General features: G+C 55.3%; 19 protein-coding genes. 8 read left to right on the top strand and 11 right to left on the bottom strand.

The features are described 5' to 3' along the window. Positions 1–24 precede the first annotated feature (24 nt). Both METFOR_RS04405 and METFOR_RS04400 read left to right on the top strand, forming a co-directional pair. Entirely contained in the window at positions 25–1,197 is a 1,173-nt protein-coding gene (locus tag METFOR_RS04405) for a FecCD family ABC transporter permease (RefSeq protein ID WP_015284902.1), read from the top strand. 12 nt (positions 1,198–1,209) lie between these two features. Next, on the top strand, positions 1,210–1,986 hold the full coding sequence (locus tag METFOR_RS04400) for an ABC transporter ATP-binding protein (protein WP_015284901.1): 777 nt from the start codon (positions 1,210–1,212) through the stop codon (positions 1,984–1,986). 88 nt (positions 1,987–2,074) lie between these two features. Here the strand turns inward: METFOR_RS04400 and METFOR_RS15500 are convergent, their stop codons facing one another. From METFOR_RS15500 to METFOR_RS04385, 3 genes are all read right to left on the bottom strand, one after another. Beyond that, positions 2,075–2,383 carry a hypothetical protein gene (locus METFOR_RS15500; RefSeq protein ID WP_158491348.1) on the bottom strand — a complete coding sequence of 103 codons (309 nt, stop codon included), beginning with the start codon at positions 2,381–2,383 and terminating at the stop codon, positions 2,075–2,077. Positions 2,384–2,580: 197 nt separating this feature from the next. Further along, positions 2,581–3,090: a type IV pilin N-terminal domain-containing protein gene (locus tag METFOR_RS14470; protein WP_015284900.1), complete on the bottom strand. Its 510-nt coding sequence runs from the start codon at positions 3,088–3,090 to the stop codon at positions 2,581–2,583. After that, positions 3,087–3,728, bottom strand: a complete 642-nt coding sequence (locus METFOR_RS04385) for a type IV pilin N-terminal domain-containing protein (protein WP_015284899.1) — start codon at positions 3,726–3,728, stop codon at positions 3,087–3,089. The genes METFOR_RS14470 and METFOR_RS04385 overlap by 4 nt, the downstream gene beginning before the upstream one ends. Positions 3,729–4,034: 306 nt before the next feature. On the opposite strand from METFOR_RS04385, the gene METFOR_RS14465 reads away from it, so the two are divergent. From METFOR_RS14465 to METFOR_RS15245, 4 genes are all read left to right on the top strand, one after another. Beyond that, positions 4,035–4,454, top strand: a complete 420-nt coding sequence (locus tag METFOR_RS14465) for a type IV pilin N-terminal domain-containing protein (RefSeq protein ID WP_015284898.1) — start codon at positions 4,035–4,037, stop codon at positions 4,452–4,454. Then, entirely contained in the window at positions 4,451–5,356 is a 906-nt protein-coding gene (locus METFOR_RS04375; protein WP_015284897.1) for a hypothetical protein, read from the top strand. Before METFOR_RS14465 ends, METFOR_RS04375 begins: the two co-directional genes overlap by 4 nt. Before the next feature lie 311 nt (positions 5,357–5,667). Further along, complete coding sequence (locus tag METFOR_RS04370) at positions 5,668–5,982, top strand: hypothetical protein (protein ID WP_015284896.1); 315 nt, start codon at positions 5,668–5,670, stop codon at positions 5,980–5,982. Positions 5,983–6,760: 778 nt separating this feature from the next. Beyond that, a complete protein-coding gene (locus tag METFOR_RS15245; RefSeq protein ID WP_148277593.1) occupies positions 6,761–7,006 on the top strand; it encodes a hypothetical protein in 246 nt (81 codons plus the stop codon). Between the two features lie 419 nt (positions 7,007–7,425). Here the strand turns inward: METFOR_RS15245 and mcrA are convergent, their stop codons facing one another. The 4 genes from mcrA to mcrB are packed head-to-tail and all read right to left on the bottom strand — an operon-like array spanning position 7,426 to position 11,713. After that, on the bottom strand, positions 7,426–9,132 hold the full coding sequence (mcrA, locus tag METFOR_RS04365; RefSeq protein WP_048111146.1) for a coenzyme-B sulfoethylthiotransferase subunit alpha: 1,707 nt from the start codon (positions 9,130–9,132) through the stop codon (positions 7,426–7,428). Between the two features lie 5 nt (positions 9,133–9,137). Beyond that, entirely contained in the window at positions 9,138–9,905 is a 768-nt protein-coding gene (mcrG, locus tag METFOR_RS04360) for a coenzyme-B sulfoethylthiotransferase subunit gamma (RefSeq protein WP_015284893.1), read from the bottom strand. Beyond that, complete coding sequence (gene mcrD, locus METFOR_RS04355) at positions 9,902–10,405, bottom strand: methyl-coenzyme M reductase operon protein D (RefSeq protein WP_015284892.1); 504 nt, start codon at positions 10,403–10,405, stop codon at positions 9,902–9,904. Before mcrD ends, mcrG begins: the two co-directional genes overlap by 4 nt. 3 nt (positions 10,406–10,408) lie before the next feature. Beyond that, positions 10,409–11,713 (bottom strand): coenzyme-B sulfoethylthiotransferase subunit beta, encoded by a 1,305-nt coding sequence (gene mcrB / locus METFOR_RS04350; RefSeq protein ID WP_015284891.1) that lies wholly within the window; start codon positions 11,711–11,713, stop codon positions 10,409–10,411. Positions 11,714–11,897: 184 nt separating this feature from the next. On the opposite strand from mcrB, the gene METFOR_RS04345 reads away from it, so the two are divergent. Next, entirely contained in the window at positions 11,898–12,275 is a 378-nt protein-coding gene (locus tag METFOR_RS04345) for a winged helix-turn-helix transcriptional regulator (RefSeq protein ID WP_015284890.1), read from the top strand. 563 nt (positions 12,276–12,838) lie between these two features. Here METFOR_RS04345 and METFOR_RS04340 read toward each other — a convergent pair. The 4 genes from METFOR_RS04340 to hmdC all read right to left on the bottom strand — a co-directional run bounded on the left by METFOR_RS04340 (position 12,839) and on the right by hmdC (position 17,906). Continuing rightward, positions 12,839–14,059, bottom strand: coding sequence for an ornithine cyclodeaminase (locus tag METFOR_RS04340; RefSeq protein WP_148277592.1), 1,221 nt, complete (start codon positions 14,057–14,059; stop codon positions 12,839–12,841). Between the two features lie 147 nt (positions 14,060–14,206). Then, complete coding sequence (locus METFOR_RS04335) at positions 14,207–15,037, bottom strand: ATP-binding protein (RefSeq protein WP_015284888.1); 831 nt, start codon at positions 15,035–15,037, stop codon at positions 14,207–14,209. A 48-nt stretch (positions 15,038–15,085) separates the two neighbouring features. Further along, positions 15,086–16,123 (bottom strand): 5,10-methenyltetrahydromethanopterin hydrogenase, encoded by a 1,038-nt coding sequence (hmd, locus tag METFOR_RS04330; RefSeq protein WP_015284887.1) that lies wholly within the window; start codon positions 16,121–16,123, stop codon positions 15,086–15,088. 265 nt (positions 16,124–16,388) lie between these two features. After that, positions 16,389–17,906: a 5,10-methenyltetrahydromethanopterin hydrogenase cofactor biosynthesis protein HmdC gene (hmdC, locus tag METFOR_RS04325; protein WP_015284886.1), complete on the bottom strand. Its 1,518-nt coding sequence runs from the start codon at positions 17,904–17,906 to the stop codon at positions 16,389–16,391. A 154-nt stretch (positions 17,907–18,060) separates the two neighbouring features. Between hmdC and METFOR_RS04320 the strand changes: the two genes are divergently transcribed. Continuing rightward, a complete protein-coding gene (locus METFOR_RS04320; RefSeq protein WP_015284885.1) occupies positions 18,061–19,086 on the top strand; it encodes a H(2)-dependent methylenetetrahydromethanopterin dehydrogenase-related protein in 1,026 nt (341 codons plus the stop codon). Positions 19,087–19,138: the final 52 nt, after the last annotated feature.

Genomic DNA, 19,138 nt, shown 5'->3' with positions numbered 1-19,138 from the left:
AACAACAGGCAGCAGGGCGGGTTGATGACAGAGGCAACGCAGGATAAAGATCCGGTAAACGTATCCGTCCATACCCTGTACAAAGCAGGCAGCACCCGGCGCATCACCCTCATCACCGGGCTCTCGATCTTCGTGATGGTTGCCGCCATCCTGTCTGCGGGGATCGGCACCGTCTCCATCACCCCGCAGGACACCATCCTTGCGATAGGCCATTCCTGTGCAGTATCAGTCCAGAACCTCCTGCACACGTACCTCCCGTCGGTAGCCGCATGGTACGACACAATCCCGTTCACGATCCCGGCACCCTCAAACCCGCAGGCAGAACTGATCGTGGTCGGATTCCGGCTGCCCCGGATCTTCCTCGCTATCCTGACCGGGATTAGCCTTGCGGGGGCAGGCGCTGTCATGCAGGGCCTGCTCCGGAACCCGCTTGTCAGCCCGTTCACGCTCGGACTCTCCTCCGCAGCATCGTTCGGCGCTGCGCTTGCCATCGTACTCGGGCCCGGGATCCTGGTCTCATACTTCCTGCTCAGTTACGACATGTGGATCGTGGTCTTCGCCTTCATCTTCGGCTGGCTCTCGATGCTCCTTGTATACGGGATCTCGCGGTCGCGGGGAACAACGCAGTCCACTCTTATCCTTGCCGGAGTCGTCATAGGATATCTCTTCACCGCCGGTGTCATGGCGCTGAAATACATCACCAACAACGAGAAGCTCCGGGAACTGATGGTCTGGCTTATGGGCGGCATGTGGGGGGCAAGCTGGAACGCCGTCCTCCTCCTCATCCCTCTCGTTATCATCTGCTTCTTCCTGCTCGAACGCAGGGCATGGGACTTGAACGCACTCTCGGCGGGGGACGACGTGGCGAAGAATCTCGGGATCAATGTCGAACGCCTCCGCCTTTCAGGACTGATGATATCTACCTTTGCTGCATCCTGCTGCCTTGCCTTCACCGGCATCATCGGCTTTGTCGGCCTCATGGGGCCGCATATCTGCCGGATGATCATAGGCAGCGACCACCGGTACCTCATTCCCTGCGCCGGCCTGATGGGCGCAGCGATCCTGCTTCTTTCCGATACCGTTGCACGGACAATCATGAGCCCGGTCGAGATCCCGGTCGGGATCATCATGTACGCAATCGGGGGCGTCTTCTTCCTGTTCCTGATCATGCGGGGAAAAGGTAGGGGATTATACTAGGGGGTGTGAAGGATGGAAGTGGCCTTGGAGAAGATCTGTAAGGAGTATGGTGAAAAACGGGTGCTGGATGACATCTCGTTCTCCCTTGGCAAAGCAGAGATCGTTGCACTGGTAGGCCCGAACGGTTCAGGCAAGTCAACACTCATCAAAGCTGTTGCGGGAGTGCATGGCCAGAGCTCGGGAACCATCAGTATCGACAGGACGGATACTCGCCAGCTCGATCCCATTGATCTGGCAAAATGCATCGGGTATGTCCCCCAGCATTTCACCTACACCTTGTACTCCACGGTTTTCGAGACCGTCCTCCTTGGCCGGCGCCAGCACATCAAGTGGTCGGTCTCAGACGAGGAACTCTCCCGGGTCCAGCACTCGCTTGAAGCACTGGAGATGGAACACATGGCAGGGAATTACATGGACCAGCTTTCGGGGGGAGAGCGCCAGAAGGTCTTCATTGCCCGGGCGCTTGCCCAGGATCCGAAGCTCTTCCTCTTCGACGAACCAACCAGTGCACTGGACATCCGGTACCAGATCGAAGTGATGGAGACCATGCGGGAGATCACGTGGGAACGCGGGGCCGGTATGATCATCGCTGTCCACGACCTCAACCTTGCATACCGTTATGCAGACACCGTTGTCGTACTGCACGGGGGAAAGATGGCCGGTTACGGTAAACCGCAGGAGATCCTGACCCCGGAGTGCATCCGGAAGGTATACGGCGTGGATGCATTTGTTGTCGAGAACGAGCAGGGGAAATTCCTGGTACCATTCCGGGCAAGGGCATCCAATTAACCATCCGGCAGATAGTGGGGCAGCGGCACCTCGTTTTTTCACATGACGGTTTAAAAAATGGCCATGCATCAATGCATGAGCAGGTATTTCAAACAGGAACTCTCCCCGTCTGGAAAAATTGAATGACTAATTCTTTTGTATCGTAAGTCAGCCCGTTAATCTGGAATCTGGTACTGGTGTTGTTATAGAGATTGCCCTGCAGAAACGCCGAATTATCACCAAGAATGGATCGCATCAGGGATTCCACGATTCCGGGTGTGATATATGCCAGATATAGCATCCCAACCAAAATCAGAATACCCTGGATAAAAGCAACTGTACTGGCTGAAATGCGTTGATTTTTTAGACGACCCAACCAATCCCGTTGATCCGGAGGTAACTTCCTCTGATATCGCATGATACTCCCCAAACCAACCATATGGAAAATAATCGTAATAATAATTTTTATAAAAACATTATTTTTTTGTGAGATTTTTCCATATTTATATGTCCATTAACGGATGCCTGTCAGACAGAACATGCTAAGAGGCAATCTGACTCAATCCAGCAAAACCAGAGAAAATGTAGGAATCCGATTACAGAACCAGTGAAGGATTACAGGTAGAACGACCCGGTCGAGATAGTCTTTCCCGTCCCTTTGTCGACAAGAAGCCAGGTAATTTTTTGATCCGGGGACAGATCCAGGTTCCCGAATTTCATCCACACCTCACCCGCTTTCCAGTCAACACTCTCGATATAGAAGGTATCACCGGCCTGGATGGTGGTATCGCTGTTCAGAGCCTCAATACCCACTTCCGTGAAATTCTGGACACGACTGCTCTTTGCATCGATGAGGGAGAGCGCGGTTTTGTTGTCATGCTCGCGCAGAACTACCTGGACAGAGCTGAGCATGAACGGGTCGCCGCCATTGTGCTCGAAATAGATCCGGTGCTGGAGCAGGTTTGGGTTCGCCTTGACCGAACTCTGGGGACTCTTCTCCGCGCCACCAGTGAAACCGCCCGCATAGGTGCTCACGATAGCCGCAATCAGAACGGTAACCGAGAGCATCAGCATAACGCCAACAACCGGTGACACTGCCGTCTCATGATCGTTCCTGTACTTCAAACGACCACCACATCCTTGTCAAAGATCACCTGCCCGCTCTGGATATGGACAATCTTGACGGTAATGACGTCTCCGGCCTTGTACCCGTCATCCGAGGTCTTCTCGCCAAGGTTCAGGAGGGTATTCAGGCCCAGGTTCTCGTGGCCGGCAACAGATCCGCAGAACTGGGCCGGGGTTACAAGAACATCTCCGGCCATCAGGACCGCAGAAGAGTTCCCGAACCAGCTCCTGTGCCGGGCGGAAGAGGAATGCTGGAGGGGCGATCCCTCGAACCGGTCCTGGTCGTTGATGAAGAGGGGCGCACAGTAATCACCCGAATCGATCTCCACGGACTTCTCCCCGGAAAGCGTACCTTTGATCAACTGCCCGGACTCATTCCGGTAATAGGTGGATATACTCAGGTCCTTTGTCTGGAGGGGAGCCCCGCTGATATGCTCGATGGTCATCGCATGAGCAGAAAAACTTCCATACGAACGGTTCTCGTAAAAATGGACTTCGAGAACACCGGAGGGGGCGGATTTTTGCGTGCCCGAATAACTGCCGGCCGTTGCGCTCACGATCGCTGCAATGATGATTGTCACCGAAAGCATCAGCATGACGCCGACAACCGGGGATACGGCGTGTTCGTTGCGGCACATAGTCTTCCTCCCACCAACATTCAAAGAAAAATTATACTTATTTTTCATAAAGTAACATTCAATGTTATATGAATATGACTATTTGACATTCCCCGGTACGCAGATTCGTATAATTTTTTATGACAGATATTCCGGAAAAACGCCTCTGCCAGAATAACATAAAAAGAAAATTTTTTATTACTTTATGCTTAATTACGCTGGGAAAAACATAGTAAAATCCATGAACGAAATCCGGCAGGTGCGGGATGCCGGGTATCCCGCAGCATTTCACCATACAACTCCAGCAGCGACAGGACGTGAACACTCGTGAACCTAAAGGAACACAATGAACCGGGAGTCTCTGAGGTTGTCGGGGAGATGCTCATGATCGCCCTGGTCGTTGTGCTGCTCGCGGTCTTTTCCGCAGCACTCTTCAATTACCTGCCGGTAGACCGCGAACCAACGGTCACCATCATGATGACAAGCGATGCAACCGGTAATTTCACGTTCTGGCACAAAGGAGGAGACTGGGTAAAGGTCGAAGACCTGAACGTGGTGATCGTGAACGAGACCTGGAAGAGATCATTCAGCGGGAAGTCCGGCAACCTCGTCGTTGCTCCCGACAAAACGGTGTTTGACCTTGGCAGCAACGTGACGGTGAAAATGCCTGGATCGCCTGAAGGGAATGAGACAATAAAGATGATCACCCCCCGTACCGTGATCTATACCGGGAGGGCCGGCCCATGACCGATGACGCTGTCGCCCCGGTTGTTGCCGCCATGCTCATCCTCGCAGTCATCGTGACGTTCTTTGCAGCATGGAACGCGTACTTTGTCCCGTCAATGAAAGAGCAGTCCGAGATCACGCATATCAGGCTGGTCGAGACCGGTATCCTGAAATTCTCATCGGACATCGAGACTGCGGCATCCTTAAAAAGGAAGACGCGATTCTCCGAGCCAGTTCCGCTGGGGGGCGGGGACTTCACCTTCGATCCGGTGAAATCCGGGGGAGTTCTCCGGATACAGGGCGAAGACAAGGGATACCTGCGGACAGACATTGTCAACGACAGCACGGCACAACCCTCTAGCGCCCTCCGGATGGTGAATTTCACGTACCAGCCCGTGAACAACTTCTGGCAGGATCAGGGATACACCTGGTCTTTTGGCAACGTGAACGTGACGAAAGGATCACTCTCGGCACCGCTCCAGTATGCCAGCATGGATGAGGTCACGTACGGGATAACGGAGACGCTTTTCGATATCGGTACAACGCCTTGGGTGAACGATTCCGCAGCCTGCTCCCTTGTGGAAATCCAGGTGGTCAATATCACCCCGGATCCCGGTCATCCGATGGCAAGCGGGAACGGCAACGCTCAGCTGGCACTGGAAAGTTCGGTGGTAAGCCAGGGGTATCCCAACACGACTCAGGTGAACGTGACCCTGTATCGCAACCTGCCACGAGGATTCCGGGATGCTCTCTTCGAATCAGTGAACCGGAGTCTTAACGAGGTTTCCTGCAGCAACATGCACGTGACCTACCGTTCGGTATTAACTGGTGCTGTCGATCCGGAAATCGGGGTGCAATTCGATCCCATCCCCAACCTGACCCTGAACAGGAAGATCACCGGCATTGTGGTGAGGGCAGACTGAGATCAGGTCACGGGAACGGGCATCATAGGGAAATGGATCCTTCCTCTCATTCTATACCATTGATATGTGAGGGAGAGCATTGCATAGCATGCGCTACCCAGGTTCATTCGCGGTTATCGTATCATATTTGAAAAAATTTTACATACTTTTTCATACAAAAATAAAAAAGTTTATGCGAATTCGGGACTCACAAGGTATACAGGGTATGCCTGGACCTCCAGAAACACCCGCACTTTCGACAAGACAAATAAACAATCGTTGTACCTGGAACGGCGGGAAAACCGATTCCCGGTACAACGGGAGTTGTGGGAATGAAGACAACACTGTTTAATGGCAGCAGGAGAGCCGAGATCGACACGCGGTTTGATGAATGCCTCTATGCAGCCCCCCGGCCACAGAAGAGATCCAACGGGTTCCAGCACCAGGGGAAAGATCTCTACATCCACACCGATCCGGAAAAACGGATCACCTACTACCTCCATCTCTGGCCAACCGACCGTACAGTAAAAGATAAGATCATGCCGGTCTCACCGGCAACCGCAGAACGCTTTCTGCGGGGAAAAGGACTCGTCTGCAACCTGTTCCCGAAAAGCGACCCCATTGCAACACTCTACCGCTGGGGATAGGGGATTGCAGAAGAGTTCTGACTCATCATTGCACATCCCTCATCTCTTCCTTTTCCTCAAACAATGGTGCGCAATCCATACTCACGGACCACTGACTTGTCGTTTCCGGACCGGATAATCGTTCGTTGTTTCACCATAGACACGCCCACGAGCCGGGTCCCGGGACGGACTACCTGCACCGCAACCTGGTTATTGTTGATAATAGTAGTAATGGTAAAAAAATTCACATTATTTCATATAAGAATCAAAAAGTTTAACATTGTCCGGGTCAGATCCGGAATACAGGGTCTCCCGGGTCAACCAGGAGACCTGCATATCTGAAACAAACACACAAGAACACAGGATCTCATCACACACTTCCGGTTACCGGAAGAGGGAGGTGCCCGGAGAAGATCATTACCGTGAGAAAAGAGTACAATAATACCGCTGTTGACAAGTCTGCCTCATTCCTGCGATAAGAGCAGACAGGATCGCAATTATCAAAAAGGAGGGAGACCTTGTCACGTTACGGGGACTATGTCAGAAAGGAATACACCGGAACTATCGTTCTTCAAGCATCGGGCAGTGTTCTCCCGTCAGTATCTTTGGTACCTTCCGAAGTATTGACCGGGGATACACCCGTCCGGCATCTTTTTTATCGATTTCGTAGTTCAGAAAAACCTGCCATCCCGGGATTCCCCCGTACAGCGGATCGTCCCGATATTTCAGGCAACCGTTAATTGCAGGAATACCTGAGTCTTCCCGCTGTTGTTATCTGGCGGTCCGACTGACCTTATCGATGATTAAAAAGAAAAGAAATTATTTTTTTGTTTTGGCGGCAGGTTTGGCAGTTGGATTTCCTGCAACTGCTGTCTTTGAGGAAGCTTTCTTGGGTACTTCCTTTTTGGGTTCTGCTTTCTTTGCCGGTGTGCTCTTGGCACCTTTTGCTTTCCTGGTTTCAACCATCGGTATTTCACTCCGGAATAAAAATTATTCATACTACGAGAGGATGATAAACCCTGCAGGGGATCCATCAAGGGAATGACCACGAATGGTATCGGGTGGACGGATCGACCAGATGCAGGAATCATCACCCCTGCTATTCCATATGTTGGACACGATATTAAATTTTTTCAAAATCGTATGAATTAATAAACATTTTTCCTGTGCACGAATACATTTGTGCAAAAACAAAACGGGAATGATTTGCCTAAAGCGGAGATGCAATTTTATCGATAATAATGAGAGACGCGGGTAAAGATATTCCCGTATTATCATGGGGACACGTATGACTATTATTAAAAAAAATATTACATTCGTATGAATCTTTAAGTAAAATCCTTTAGCCGACGGGTCTTGAATACAGACAGCGACCCCTTTTGAGGTTAAAAACAGGGCATACAGGACAAGAAAAATAAAAAGCGGGATATTTCCGTTAAGGGGGCGTGCAACCCGGAGCAACGCTTACCGTGCCGGCATGATCAGCGACCGCTCCCCGGCCGCCTCGAACTCGCGGATCGCCCCTCTCGCAAACTCCTTTCTCGGCTCCGAGAAATCGAACTTGAGCGAGGGATCGGCGAACGTGATCTTGACCCTCGGATCGAAACAGAAGGCATCTGCCCGGCCATAATGCGCACTCGCGACAATCGCCGCATACTCGCCCTGGTGGCCCACGTTCATCGCATAGTTCGGGTAGTTGGGGCCGCGGAGCTCGCCCATGGCGCCCCGGTCCGGTTCCATGGAGAGCGAGTTGGCCGAACCGCACTGGTCCTGGAGGTCATACCCGAAGAATCCGAGCCGCGACCAGCCGTCCTTATGGATAATCATCGAAAGATACCACGCGTTCAGGCCGGCATTCGAGTTACCGGTGGTGATGGACGTAGAGAGGCCGGCTGCCGCAGCCATCACGGCAGCCCGCTGCGAGCCGCCGAAGTGGTCCTCCATCAGGGTCGGGAACTTCTCGTACTGCTCCATGCTGTATAGCGTTACTTCCGTGGCAATGTCGTTGACGATATCCTGCGTGGGCCGGATCACCTTGTCTGCGCCCGGCTGCCGGAAGTTGTAGCCGTACTTGTCCTTGACATAGTCCATGCCGTAGTACGTGAAATCATCGAGGATGTTGTCGGTATATGCCGCAGTCGCATACTGGGTGAACCCTACGCCGCCCGACATGTAGGAGCCAAGCCAGATCTGGTCGAAGAGGGCTGCGCCGGCAGCAACGACCTCAAGCGAAGCCTTTGCCGGGTCGTCGGGATACTTCCGGTCCGCCTGGATCATATCCGAGAACATCCCGAACTTGATCCCGCCCGGCTCATTGGGGCCGCGTGCCCTGCGGGCCGGCAGGTGGGAACCCATCTGGATGACACCGGCATGCTTTGCAGCAAACGACAGATCGGCCACCGCTGCTTCCCCGGCACAGGTACGATACGCTGCAATGAACGACATCCCGATCTGCATGGCCGACCACCGGCTGGTGGTACCGCCGTCGCAGGTCCGGACCACGATTGTCGGCACGTGGATGGCCTGGTACATCGACTTCCCGATCTCGGCCTTGAGCGCCTCGGCCTGCTTCTTCGGGAAGAGCTTCTCGATGTTGAGCAGGTACTGCGGCTCGATGTCGTCGGCTACCTCGTCGTTGCCCGTGAAAATTTTGACGTAGCAGTCGTCGACAAGCCCCGGGTTTGTCTCCACCATGTGCTCCTGCACCACGGCCCCGCCGGGCATTGCGTGGTTGAGGATATGGAGATATTCGTTGATGGTCTGGGGCGTGACCTCTTTCCCCAGGCGCTTCTGGAGCGTGTTGTGCGCAATGTCCATCCCGACAATGATCGTCCTCTTGATCTCGTCCGACATCTGCTGGATGGCGGAGTTATTGACATAGTGGAGGTCATCGCCCTCGACAAACGTACCGGTGCCCGAGACCTCGTAGGTCATCAGCTGCCGCTGGCCCATGGGGATACCGTTCAGGTGGCAGTGCTCGGGATCGTACATCGAGATCCCGCGATCCGCTTCGATCTTCTTTGTTGCCGCCATGAACTCGCGCTTGCGCGGGGACTGCTGCACCCCGCCGAACTTGTAGAATCCGGTCTTCTGCGATTCTACGTCCTGCCCCTTGAACTTCTCCTTCAGCGCTTTTAAGAATTGTTTCTGGGAATGTTCTACGGATGCCATCTGCATCAGGTCTCCTTTGGCATGAACCCGTACCGTGTCCTCAGGGTATGGATCCGCTTGAGGTATTCGACATACTCGGCATCGTCGCGCAGGGCCGTTCCCACGAGGCAGTGGAAGATGGTAGAATGCTCTTTTAACCAGGGCTGGCCGAGCGGTTTTCCCACCTCGACCGGCCGGTTGAGCGGGAGCCCGATCTGGTCTTTCACGTACCGGACCATGCCGTCGGTCCCAAGAACGCATCGCTGGAGCGCATCGAACTGCATCCCGTCCTCGGCAAGCCGGAGGGAGTGCCCGTGAACCGTTGCGCCCCGCAGGCTCACGAGCGCCGGATCGAACATCTCGGTCTCGATCAGGAGCCGGCAGTACTGTTCGAGATCGCGCTCGCGACATTCGACGATCTGACGTCCTGAAAGAGTGCCAGGGTCGATCCCCCGGAAGCGGTACATCTCGGCATAGGTCCGCTGGTAGGGCTGGCAGGGGGCATTAAACATCGAGTCGGCGAACTGGACGTATCGCACACGGTCGCCGTTCTTTGCCCCTTCCGTGGGTCTGACCAGCTTGCGCATGGGGCAGGCCGGCTCGGTCTGCTCGGTCACCGGGGGGTGGACGTTCCTGAAACGCTCGCCCGGGGCGCGGTGGCCAAGGAGGAGCACGATGTCCTCGTCCGTAATGCTCCGCATCTTGGTGAGGACCTGCCCCGGGTCCATCTGCTTCCGCCGGTTGGCCGCCACGACCGAGGTCCCCGGGCCGTATTGCGGTTTCCTTGCGCTCACAGCTCGCACCCCCCAGAGACCCGGTCGCTCAAAGGACTGATGAACGCGGGCTTCTCTTTCCGTTTCGGGTCGACAAGGCCAATAACGGACGGATCTGCCTCCGGACCATATTTTGCATAATCCACGAGGCTCGGCCGGGTCTTCATGAACCGCCCTTCCTGGACGCTGCACGGGAAATTGACAAAATAGTTGTCGCAAATGGCACGGATGGCCGCAATAACGCTTTTATCTTCTACCTCAAGGGTGATCGTGCCGACCTGCACGTGCAGGTCAACGGTGTTACCGGCAATCTCGATGCTCTTTCTCAGGTTCGTTTTGTTCGCGGTTCCCCGCGCCGGCCCATACGGCACGACAACGGGGATATTCTGGCCGTTCAGGAGCATCCGGCGGATGCCGGGAACGGGCACGATACGTTCGAGCAGCCGTTTTGTCGTGTCCGGGGAGAGGAGGCGCATCGGGACGATACGGCACTGGGGATACACATGATGATCGGGCTGCATGCCTCAGGCCTCCTGTGCGATCTGGTGGATCGGTTTTGCAAAAGCATCCATCCGGCCATAGGTCTCGCCCATGATCTTCGAGGTTCCTTCCGGGGCAAACATCTGGGTGCCGGCGTCCATGGCCGCTGCGGCTACCACGCAGGGAATGGCCATGCCGTACGCGTGTCTCGTAACCACGTGGTTGCCGTTGAAGATGCCCGGGCCGCCGCCACCGTAGATCGAGTGGCTGAAGAACGAGAAGCCGACAGCAGTCCCCATGACACGGCCGAAATCCGCGCCAGGAAGACCGGTCTCGTGCTCGATCAGATCGTTGAAGTACAGGAGCGTTGACGAGACGGCCTGGACGAACCGGCCTGCACCGCAGTTGACGATGCTTGCGGCAAGGGTGCCCGCCGATACGTATGCGTTCCAGAGCATCGGATCCTTCGTGTCGTAGAACTGGAAATACCCGCCTTTCTTCCCGGGGGCGATCACGCGGTCTTCGACAGCCCTGTCGACAAGTGACTGGACAACGGATCCGACCGTCCCGGTCTGGCCGTTCTCCTTCACGATATCGTACACCATGTTATTGGCATTGAGGCCCTGGTACGCGTAGCAGAGAAGCTGGTTGCGCTCGAACGGGCCGATTGCCCCGCCCATCTCGAAGACCCCGGCCATCTCCAGCGTCGAGGCCAGCGCGGATCCCTGCAGGGCATTCCGGTTGGTCATCATGACGAAGTGGTTGACGCTGATATTGCGGAGCGCATACCCGATCCCCTCGTTGTTCTGGGGGATGGTGAGGATGGAGGTGACGAGCGCACCTTCCATGTCCTGCGTGTGCGGGTAACTGCCCCACGCTGCCGCCTTGACGGTCGAGGCATTGAACGCATCGATATCGAACGTATCGACAATCGCATAGGTCACGGCAGAAGCAACAGCGGTGATGGCGGCATCGTACGTTGATGCTCCGCTCAGCCGCAGCGTAGGCGCCCGGACAAGCAGGAGCTTGCCGCCATTGAACTGCTGGATGCCGGTATCGTCGCCTTCCTCAACCTGCACCATTTCCCGGATCTTCGCTATCAGTTCGTCTTTCTTCTCCATGATGGGGAGATCGAGTTCCCGGCCGGGAATGCGGCCCTTGCCGAGCCTTGCTGTTTTTAAGGCTTCCTCGATCCCGGCAAGGTTCACGTTGATCGTCCGTTTCGTCAGGTCAACGATCGTCCGGGCCGCCGGGTTCAGGAGCGGGCTGATGCGGTGCAGCTGCACGTTGCTCTTCAGCAGTTTCCCGTCATCGGAATAGAGGTCGATGGTCTCAGAGTAGTGCGCCATGGTCATCCCCTTCCCAGATAACGGGCCTTCAGGGAGCCGGCCTGCGTTGGCATACCGGTGGCGGCCAATAGTCGTAGCTGTTTGTTGTAATACATAATAGCACCAATGGAAAAATTATTCTGATTTCTTAAAACTTGTGTTGCCGAATTATTAATAGTATAAACTTTATAGTAATGCAGTAACTATGGCGGACGAAAGCGACTACGACCACCTCTGCGTCTGCTGCCTGCGGGGGATCATGCCGACGATCGCACGGAAATGGACGATCTGCATTGTCTGGGAGCTGGGCCGGCGACCTTCGATGAGGTTTAAGGACATCATGAAAGACTGCGGTGAGATCAGTCCCAAGTCGCTTGCCGATGTGCTCAAAGAGCTCTCCGATACCGGGCTGATCGAGCGTATCTCTTATGACGAAGTCCCGCCAAGGGTGGAATACCACCTTACGGAACATGGGAGGGAACTCCGCGAGGCGCTCGGCCCCATGATGAAATGGGCAAAGCGGCACAACCATCTCTACATGAGCTACCGGAAACCCGGATTCGCCAGGGCACCGGACCTCTAGGTATCCACCGGGAGATCTGGATACCGGGTGCAGAAAACACCAGGCAGGTACAAGGTTCCAGCATCACACTTTTTCATATGAAAATATAAAAACTTATTACCTCGTAAGCCGGATAAAGAAATCAGGTTGCGACTGGTTCGCCAGCCGGACCGGCTCATTCACCCAGGTTCCCTCACAACCAGCAGGGCGTTTCCGGGGATGCGGGAATGAGTCCCCCCGGAAACAGGTACAGAATACGAGAACAAGCAGGGATGAGAAGGATGGTCAGCCCGCCCATATGCCTCGATGGGGCCGGGTGCGATCCGATAACCAGAACGAAACGACTTACAGGATACCTGCCCCCCGTATCGGGAGGCTGGGTACGGTTCGGTTCCGCAAGGAATCGTGGCTACAAGCTGCCAGCATGATCACGAGCCGTCCATACCGGACCAGCATAGGATTCGGTGAGACGGGGACGGTCAGACACCATAATCTCCGGGAAATGCCCCCCGGGCATTCCCCGGTTTTCACGGGCGGGCAATGCGTTTTATCCGGACCCCGCGTTCTCTTCTTCAGATTTTCACTCATTCAGGGATGCCCGATTCAAGGAACTGGATCTCCCGCACAAGGCGGGGGAGCATGATCGCCGGATCAGTTACGAGACCGAGTGCATGAGTCGTTCCACGGTCCTGTAAGCGCGTCACGACATAGGGATTGATATCCACGGCAATGGTCTTCACCCGCGAAGGGAGCATGTTGCCGACAGCGATCCCGTGCAGCATGGATGCGCATATGATGCACATATCCGCTTTCCTGACAAAGGTCCTCATCTCGTCCTGTGCCCGCATGACATCGCTGATGGTGTCCGGCAGGGGGCCGTCGTCTCTCAGTGAGCCCCCAATCACAAAGGGGATCTTCTTTGTCACGCAATCGAACAACACGCCGCTTTTCAGTACCCCCTTGTCCACCGCCTTCCGTATGCTGCCTGCCTTGCGGATCTCGTTTATTGCAATGAGATGACTTTTATAGCCACTCATAAGGACCCTGCCGGTCCTGCCGTCCATCCCGAGCGTGGTCCCGAACAATTGTTTCTCCACATCCATGACAGCGAAGCCGTTCCCTGTGAAGAGAGCCTGGACATATCCCAGCCCGATCAGGTCCTGCAGGGCCTTGTCTGCCCCGGTATGAGCCATTGCCGTCCCCATGACATGGATGATGGAACCGTTCCGGTCATGGATCTTCTTCATCTCCCGTGCCAGGTCTTTTATCATGGCATTGACCGGCTTTTCAGGAGAGACCGTGCTTGACATAAAACCAAAGATATTGGCAGGCGACCGCGATCGCTGGGGCGGCTCGACCTTCACGCCGGCAAAACCGGTGACGATACGATCCCCTTTCCTGACAATACCCTGCCTCCGGCAAACGGGTTTTCCCTTATCGATGACAATGATGCAGTCCATCTCGATATCCTTAACCTCCCTCCACCTGCCTTTGAGGAAGACGCGGGTCGGGTGAGGGGTTGTCCCATAGAAATTGTCCGGCAGTACGCCGTCACGCGGAGCGGCCCTGGTTTTCACTTCTGTCCTGGGAAGAAGTGCTCCCTGGTTCTCCAGTTCGGCAAATAATTTACTAGGACCCCGGACAAGGATCCGGCAATAACTCTCATCCTTCTTCTTTTTCCCCACATCAAGCCGCAGGATCTCAAAGGATCCTTTCATGTCGATGATCGTGTCCAGAGCTTTTGGCAGGATCGATGAATCGATGATATGACCCTGGAACTCGATCTCTTCGGTTACAGCCACCATGAAACTCACCAGATTATCAAGGATTATACAGAATTCCCCGGCAAACGGAACACCGCCGATCCCCTTCCGCCAGGGAAAACCGATCTGACCCAGACAGGCGGGAATGACTGGATCGCCCATGGGCGACCCCCTCCAGCGGACATTTTTTCATCCGGGTTCGTTCCGGGCCATTTCCCGGATTTTCCGGGCAAGATCCCGGATCGCGGTACGGGCAGGGCTCGCGGTAGCGATCTGGGAAACCGGCTCACCCGCAAGGTCGGCCTGTTCGATCTCTGGATCATACGGGATCACGCAGAGCGGATCCCGATCCCCGATCCCGACAGGAGCCAGATCGCCCCTGAACCGGTTGATTACGGTATGGATACGGCCGTCCTCAAGGCCCAGCTGGGCGGCAATCGACCGGATTCGCACGATTGTCCGGAGGCCGCGGGCACCGGGATCGCTTACGATCAGGAGCAGGTCGGGGTGCCCGATAGTACCCCGGCTGATATGCTCCATCCCTGCCTCGGTATCGATGACCAGGAACCGGTAATGCTGCCCGAGTTGCAGCATGGATTCCCTGAGAACATCGTTGGCAAAACAATAGCATCCGTGTCCTTCCGGCCGCCCCATCGCAACCAGGTCCAGGTGCTCGGCTTCGACAAGCACCTGCTGGAACCGGTAGCGGAGGTACTCCTTGCGGCCCATTCCACCGGGGATCTGCCGGTTGAAAGCGTCTTCTCTCATGCACCCGAGCGTCTCGCCCACTACAAGGCCGAGTGCTTCGTGGAGGTTTGCATTCGGGTCCGCATCCACGGCAAGGATCGGGCTCTCGCCCAGCGAAACCAGTTCCCGGATTAAGAGCGCGGAAAACGTCGTCTTTCCGGTACCGCCTTTTCCCGAGACCGCGATAGTGAACGGGGAAGACCCTGCGATCTTTCCTCCCGGTGCATCAGGGGGGACAGCATGGTCGTGATGGTGCAAAAAAAGGGGATTCATGGATGCGGCCCGGACATAATTACCGAGGTGAACAAAAAGGGGGATGGATTATTTCTTCCGCTTCTCGAGTGCCTTGAGAACAGGGGGCAGAATTTCGCCAACTGCACCGAAGTTCATCGAATCTGCGGTCCCGAGGAATACGCCGGGGTTGAGGTGCTCCTCCATCTTGTCAATGCCCACCCGGTTCATGAGCGCCGTGATCTGCTCGAGAGATTCCTTAGCCATCATCTGCGTGAATCCGGCCGGTGCTCCAAGTACGTTCATGACGGATTCACGGTAGGTCAGGATACCGGCATAGGTGACAGCGGTGAGTGCTGCGCACATGTCGCAGACAGGTCCGAGCATATCCGCCGGGAGCGTGAATGCCTCGCCGCGTGCGGTCTTCCCGATCGTCATCAGCTGGTCGATAGTATCCTTAGATGCATACCCTTCAGAGATGAAGACCTGCCCTTTCATCTCCGGTACCGCACCGGGATGATACGAGGAAACCTGGACGTTCTTCTTCTTGAGCAGGCCCAGTTCATCGTAGATATGGTGGAACTTGGTGGCCGGGATAGTGCAGGCATGGGTGATGATGGCGCCGTCCTTGATGACATCCGCGTGCCTCTCGATGATCGCTTTCTGCATGTCTCCCTTGGGGAGCCAGGTGATGATCCAGTCCGCATCCCTGACAGCCTCCCGGTCATCGGTCGTGACCTTCATCCCGAGATCCTTGGGGTGGGTGAAATGGATCGCACCCTTCGGGGGCTTGGGCAGGTCCTTTGCCACTTCCTTCACTTTCTTCCGGATCTGCGGCATGATCGATTCGGGATTGCCGCTCTTGTGGGCTTTCATGACTTCTTTGTAATCGAAGTCTTTGATCACGGTGAACTGGCCGTCAAAAACGGGATCCGATACCGTGATATCATTGATTCCTGCCAGGTACTTGAGTTCCGCGCCCATGATGATGGTTGAGTGGGTCATGGAAATTTCCGGCTTTCCAACCTGCTCTGCAACTTTACAGGCTCGTGCAAAGTTCGTGATTCCCGCGGCTGCGTGGGTACGATAACATCCTGCACCGAGTATTGCAACTTTTTTTATGCTCATTGTAATTCTCCGCATTGTCACGCTGCCAAATCCATGTAAAACACGTTATCACGTATTTTTAACAGTGTAACAATTTTTCCCAATACCTGTAAAAGAAGTAGCATATAATCTTACGACTTTTACAAGTAGTATGATCGACTCTACTTATTCAGTAATATATTTTTTGATTTGATATCCGCTATTGTATCTTCCATCTATCGACCGGGGCCCGTACAGAAGACAGGATATGAATAACGGACTCTTCCTGGAAAAATGGCCGGGTGGATCAAAGAAGGGAGATCGGGTTCCTGACACCCAGGGAAATCTTCCGGTTAATTGAAGGGATTGTTGAACAGACGATCGCGGCATCAGACCGGCTGGCCGACAACCGATCGTCAGACCCGCCCTGCTCGATATCCATCCTGAGGGCGCCCCGGAGGTTCTCAACCGTCACGTTCTCAACCCGGGGATCGGTGTCGCTGATAATAATCCGGTCAACATACCCTTCCAGTTCCCGGGCAAGGACCCATGAGACGAACCTGCCGCCAAGAAGCGCAACAGTATCGCCAAGCAATCCCTCTTTTGCCATTGAGGAAATACCGGCCGCTGTCTTTGAAATCCCGACCCGGTGGTAGAGTGGCGTTGACTGCAGGCAGACCCAGTGGGCGTCACCGACAGCGCAATCCCCGATCTTTTCGGGGTAGACATGTTCGGGGCCAACGATCTTGACTGCACGGGCCAACGCCTCCACCTCCTCCTTCATTATCGGAGCCCGCGTCTGCCCGTCCCGTACTTCCTCCCGGATTATCCGGAGCACCCGGGGCAAACCGAAATTTCCCCGCCGGGCCGTTCCCGGGGCATACCCGCACATGTACCCGTGATGGTTTTTCGGGAACCCGGTGATGATCGCGTTGAGCCCTGCTCGAAGGCCGATGCGGCATTCATCCTCGTACGCACCATTGGTTGCCACGACCTTTCCGGGAGCAAGGATGCGTGCGGCTGCAACCGCGCGGGCAAAAGCATCCAGGCGGTTTTTTGCACAATTGAACGGGCCGCCTTCGATGACAAAGACGTCGGCACCCAGTTCCAGTGCGGCAGTAAACCCGCGTAGCAGATCCTCGTCCCCATCGCCCACGAAGAGGATCGCCTCAACCACCTTACCGAATTTTATTGCCAGTTCTGCGATCTCGCGCGCCTCTTCGAGCGGGGCAGCATGACCCTGTGCGCCCTGCACACAACTCACGTTCACTGCAACAGATGAGGAGATCTTCACCCACTCTTCCCGGTCAGCGATCGCTTCCTTTTCTTTGTCCAGCAGCCGGGAATGGATCCGGTCGCGCGGACAGCCGGAGAACGGGGGCCCGGTATTATAACATTGTCCCTGGCAGCCGATGATATCCTTGGGGAGCCTCATGGGCCCGAAACTCCCGAAATGATCCAGATCGAGCGGGACTTCGGTAAGTTCCCGCACTTCCCGGTACAGGTCAATGCCTTTCATACCGTGCGCTTCGGCAATATCGGCAAACGCATAGGCACAGACATGGATGGATGCCCCGATGGCATCGGAGAGCTGGCAATTGCCCAGGATATCGATCTTTTCCATATCGGATGCACAGGTCCCGACAAAGATCTCCGTAAGGTCGCATCCCAGCGGGAACCGCTTGAAGTTGTTCCCGAGCGCGATCGCCTCCTCCCGGTGCAATTCGGAGACCGCACTGACGATCTCCGCGGGATCCTTTTTCATCCGCGACAACTCCCACGCTGCATCGGCATTACGGGCTGCTTCCCGGACAATATCGGACACACGATCACCTGAACACGGGATAATCCGGTTAGGTCTTCGCCAGCATTGTATATAAAATTTTATACAAATTACTTAACACGTATTAATCCGTGCTACAATCTTTATACAAAGTATTACCAACATTTCTCTGCCCGAACAGGGTTTTGGTGAATCCATGAAAGTTGCAGTGTACGGTGCCGGAAACCAGGATCTCTACGTGAACCAGCTGAATCTCCCGTTGGTATTCGGGGGAGAGCCGCCATTTGGCGGGAGCAGGATGGCAATGGAATTTGCAAAGGCCGGCCACGAGACGTACCTCGCGGAACCGAACCGGAACATGCTCACGGCCGACCACTGGAAAGCCGTCGAGACGGCCGGCGTGAAGGTCACTTCCGACGATACGGAAGCAGCCCGCCATGCCGAGATCGCGGTCTTCTTCACGCCCTTTGGGAAGAGCACCTTCCGTATCGCCAAGAATATTGTCAAACATCTCCTGCCGGACGGCATCATTGCAACGACCTGTACCGTCTCCCCCGTCGTCGTCTGGTACGTACTGGAACGGGAAATCCGGCTCGAACGGAAGGATGTGGGGATCACCTCCCTGCACCCGGCCGCTGTGCCCGGTACCCCGAAGCACGGCCACTATGTGATCAGCGGGCATGCCACCAACGATCTCGACCTTGCAACAGATGCACAGATCCAGAAGTGCGTTGCCCTGGCGAAGAGCTGCGGGAAGGATGCATATGTTGTCCCTGCCGATGTATCCGCTGCCGTCTCGGACATGGGATCGCTTGTCACGGCAGTCACCGTCTCGGGCATCATCGATTATTTCGACGTTGGGATAAATGTAATAAAGGCTCCGCCGGAGATGGTCGAGAAGCAGATCCTCCTGACTCTTCAGACGATCGCATCGCTTGTCGAGACATCGGGCGTCAACGGAATGCTGAAGGCCATCAACCCGGAACTGCTGGTAAAGAGCGCCCGCTCCATGCATATCCGGGAGGGTCAGGGAGAACTCGATGCCGCGCTCGCCACCCTCTCGGGGATTGACGGGGATTACCTGAAGTGGATCAACAGCGGGGAAATCCGTCACACGGATCTGGTCGCTGCCCAGGCGCTGACCCGGGAACTCAAGACCATCATGGGAGCAACGGCGGCAGACGGGATCATCAAGCGCTGCATGCGGAAGATGTTCGAGTAATTACCCGAGAGAACACGGACTGCCGGCATCTCCTGGCCAAGTCCCTGTGTAG

Origin of the sequence: Methanoregula formicica SMSP, from assembly GCF_000327485.1 — an archaeon.
Classification (GTDB): domain Archaea; phylum Halobacteriota; class Methanomicrobia; order Methanomicrobiales; family Methanospirillaceae; genus Methanoregula; species Methanoregula formicica.
This window is presented reverse-complemented; position numbering and strand designations above follow the sequence as displayed.

Coding starts and splice junctions, on each gene's coding strand:
- METFOR_RS04370 (WP_015284896.1), top strand. CDS start 5,668: ATGAAGACAACACTGTTTAATGGCAGCAGGAGAGCCGAGATCGACACG.
- mcrD (WP_015284892.1), bottom strand. CDS start 10,405: ATGCAGCCCGATCATCATGTGTATCCCCAGTGCCGTATCGTCCCGATG.
- METFOR_RS04375 (WP_015284897.1), top strand. CDS start 4,451: ATGACCGATGACGCTGTCGCCCCGGTTGTTGCCGCCATGCTCATCCTC.
- METFOR_RS04400 (WP_015284901.1), top strand. CDS start 1,210: ATGGAAGTGGCCTTGGAGAAGATCTGTAAGGAGTATGGTGAAAAACGG.
- METFOR_RS04345 (WP_015284890.1), top strand. CDS start 11,898: ATGGCGGACGAAAGCGACTACGACCACCTCTGCGTCTGCTGCCTGCGG.
- mcrA (WP_048111146.1), bottom strand. CDS start 9,132: ATGGCATCCGTAGAACATTCCCAGAAACAATTCTTAAAAGCGCTGAAG.
- METFOR_RS04340 (WP_148277592.1), bottom strand. CDS start 14,059: ATGGTGGCTGTAACCGAAGAGATCGAGTTCCAGGGTCATATCATCGAT.
- METFOR_RS04385 (WP_015284899.1), bottom strand. CDS start 3,728: ATGTGCCGCAACGAACACGCCGTATCCCCGGTTGTCGGCGTCATGCTG.
- mcrB (WP_015284891.1), bottom strand. CDS start 11,713: ATGGCGCACTACTCTGAGACCATCGACCTCTATTCCGATGACGGGAAA.
- METFOR_RS15500 (WP_158491348.1), bottom strand. CDS start 2,383: ATGCGATATCAGAGGAAGTTACCTCCGGATCAACGGGATTGGTTGGGT.
- hmd (WP_015284887.1), bottom strand. CDS start 16,123: ATGAGCATAAAAAAAGTTGCAATACTCGGTGCAGGATGTTATCGTACC.
- METFOR_RS15245 (WP_148277593.1), top strand. CDS start 6,761: ATGATTAAAAAGAAAAGAAATTATTTTTTTGTTTTGGCGGCAGGTTTG.
- METFOR_RS04335 (WP_015284888.1), bottom strand. CDS start 15,037: ATGAATCCCCTTTTTTTGCACCATCACGACCATGCTGTCCCCCCTGAT.
- METFOR_RS04405 (WP_015284902.1), top strand. CDS start 25: ATGACAGAGGCAACGCAGGATAAAGATCCGGTAAACGTATCCGTCCAT.
- METFOR_RS04320 (WP_015284885.1), top strand. CDS start 18,061: ATGAAAGTTGCAGTGTACGGTGCCGGAAACCAGGATCTCTACGTGAAC.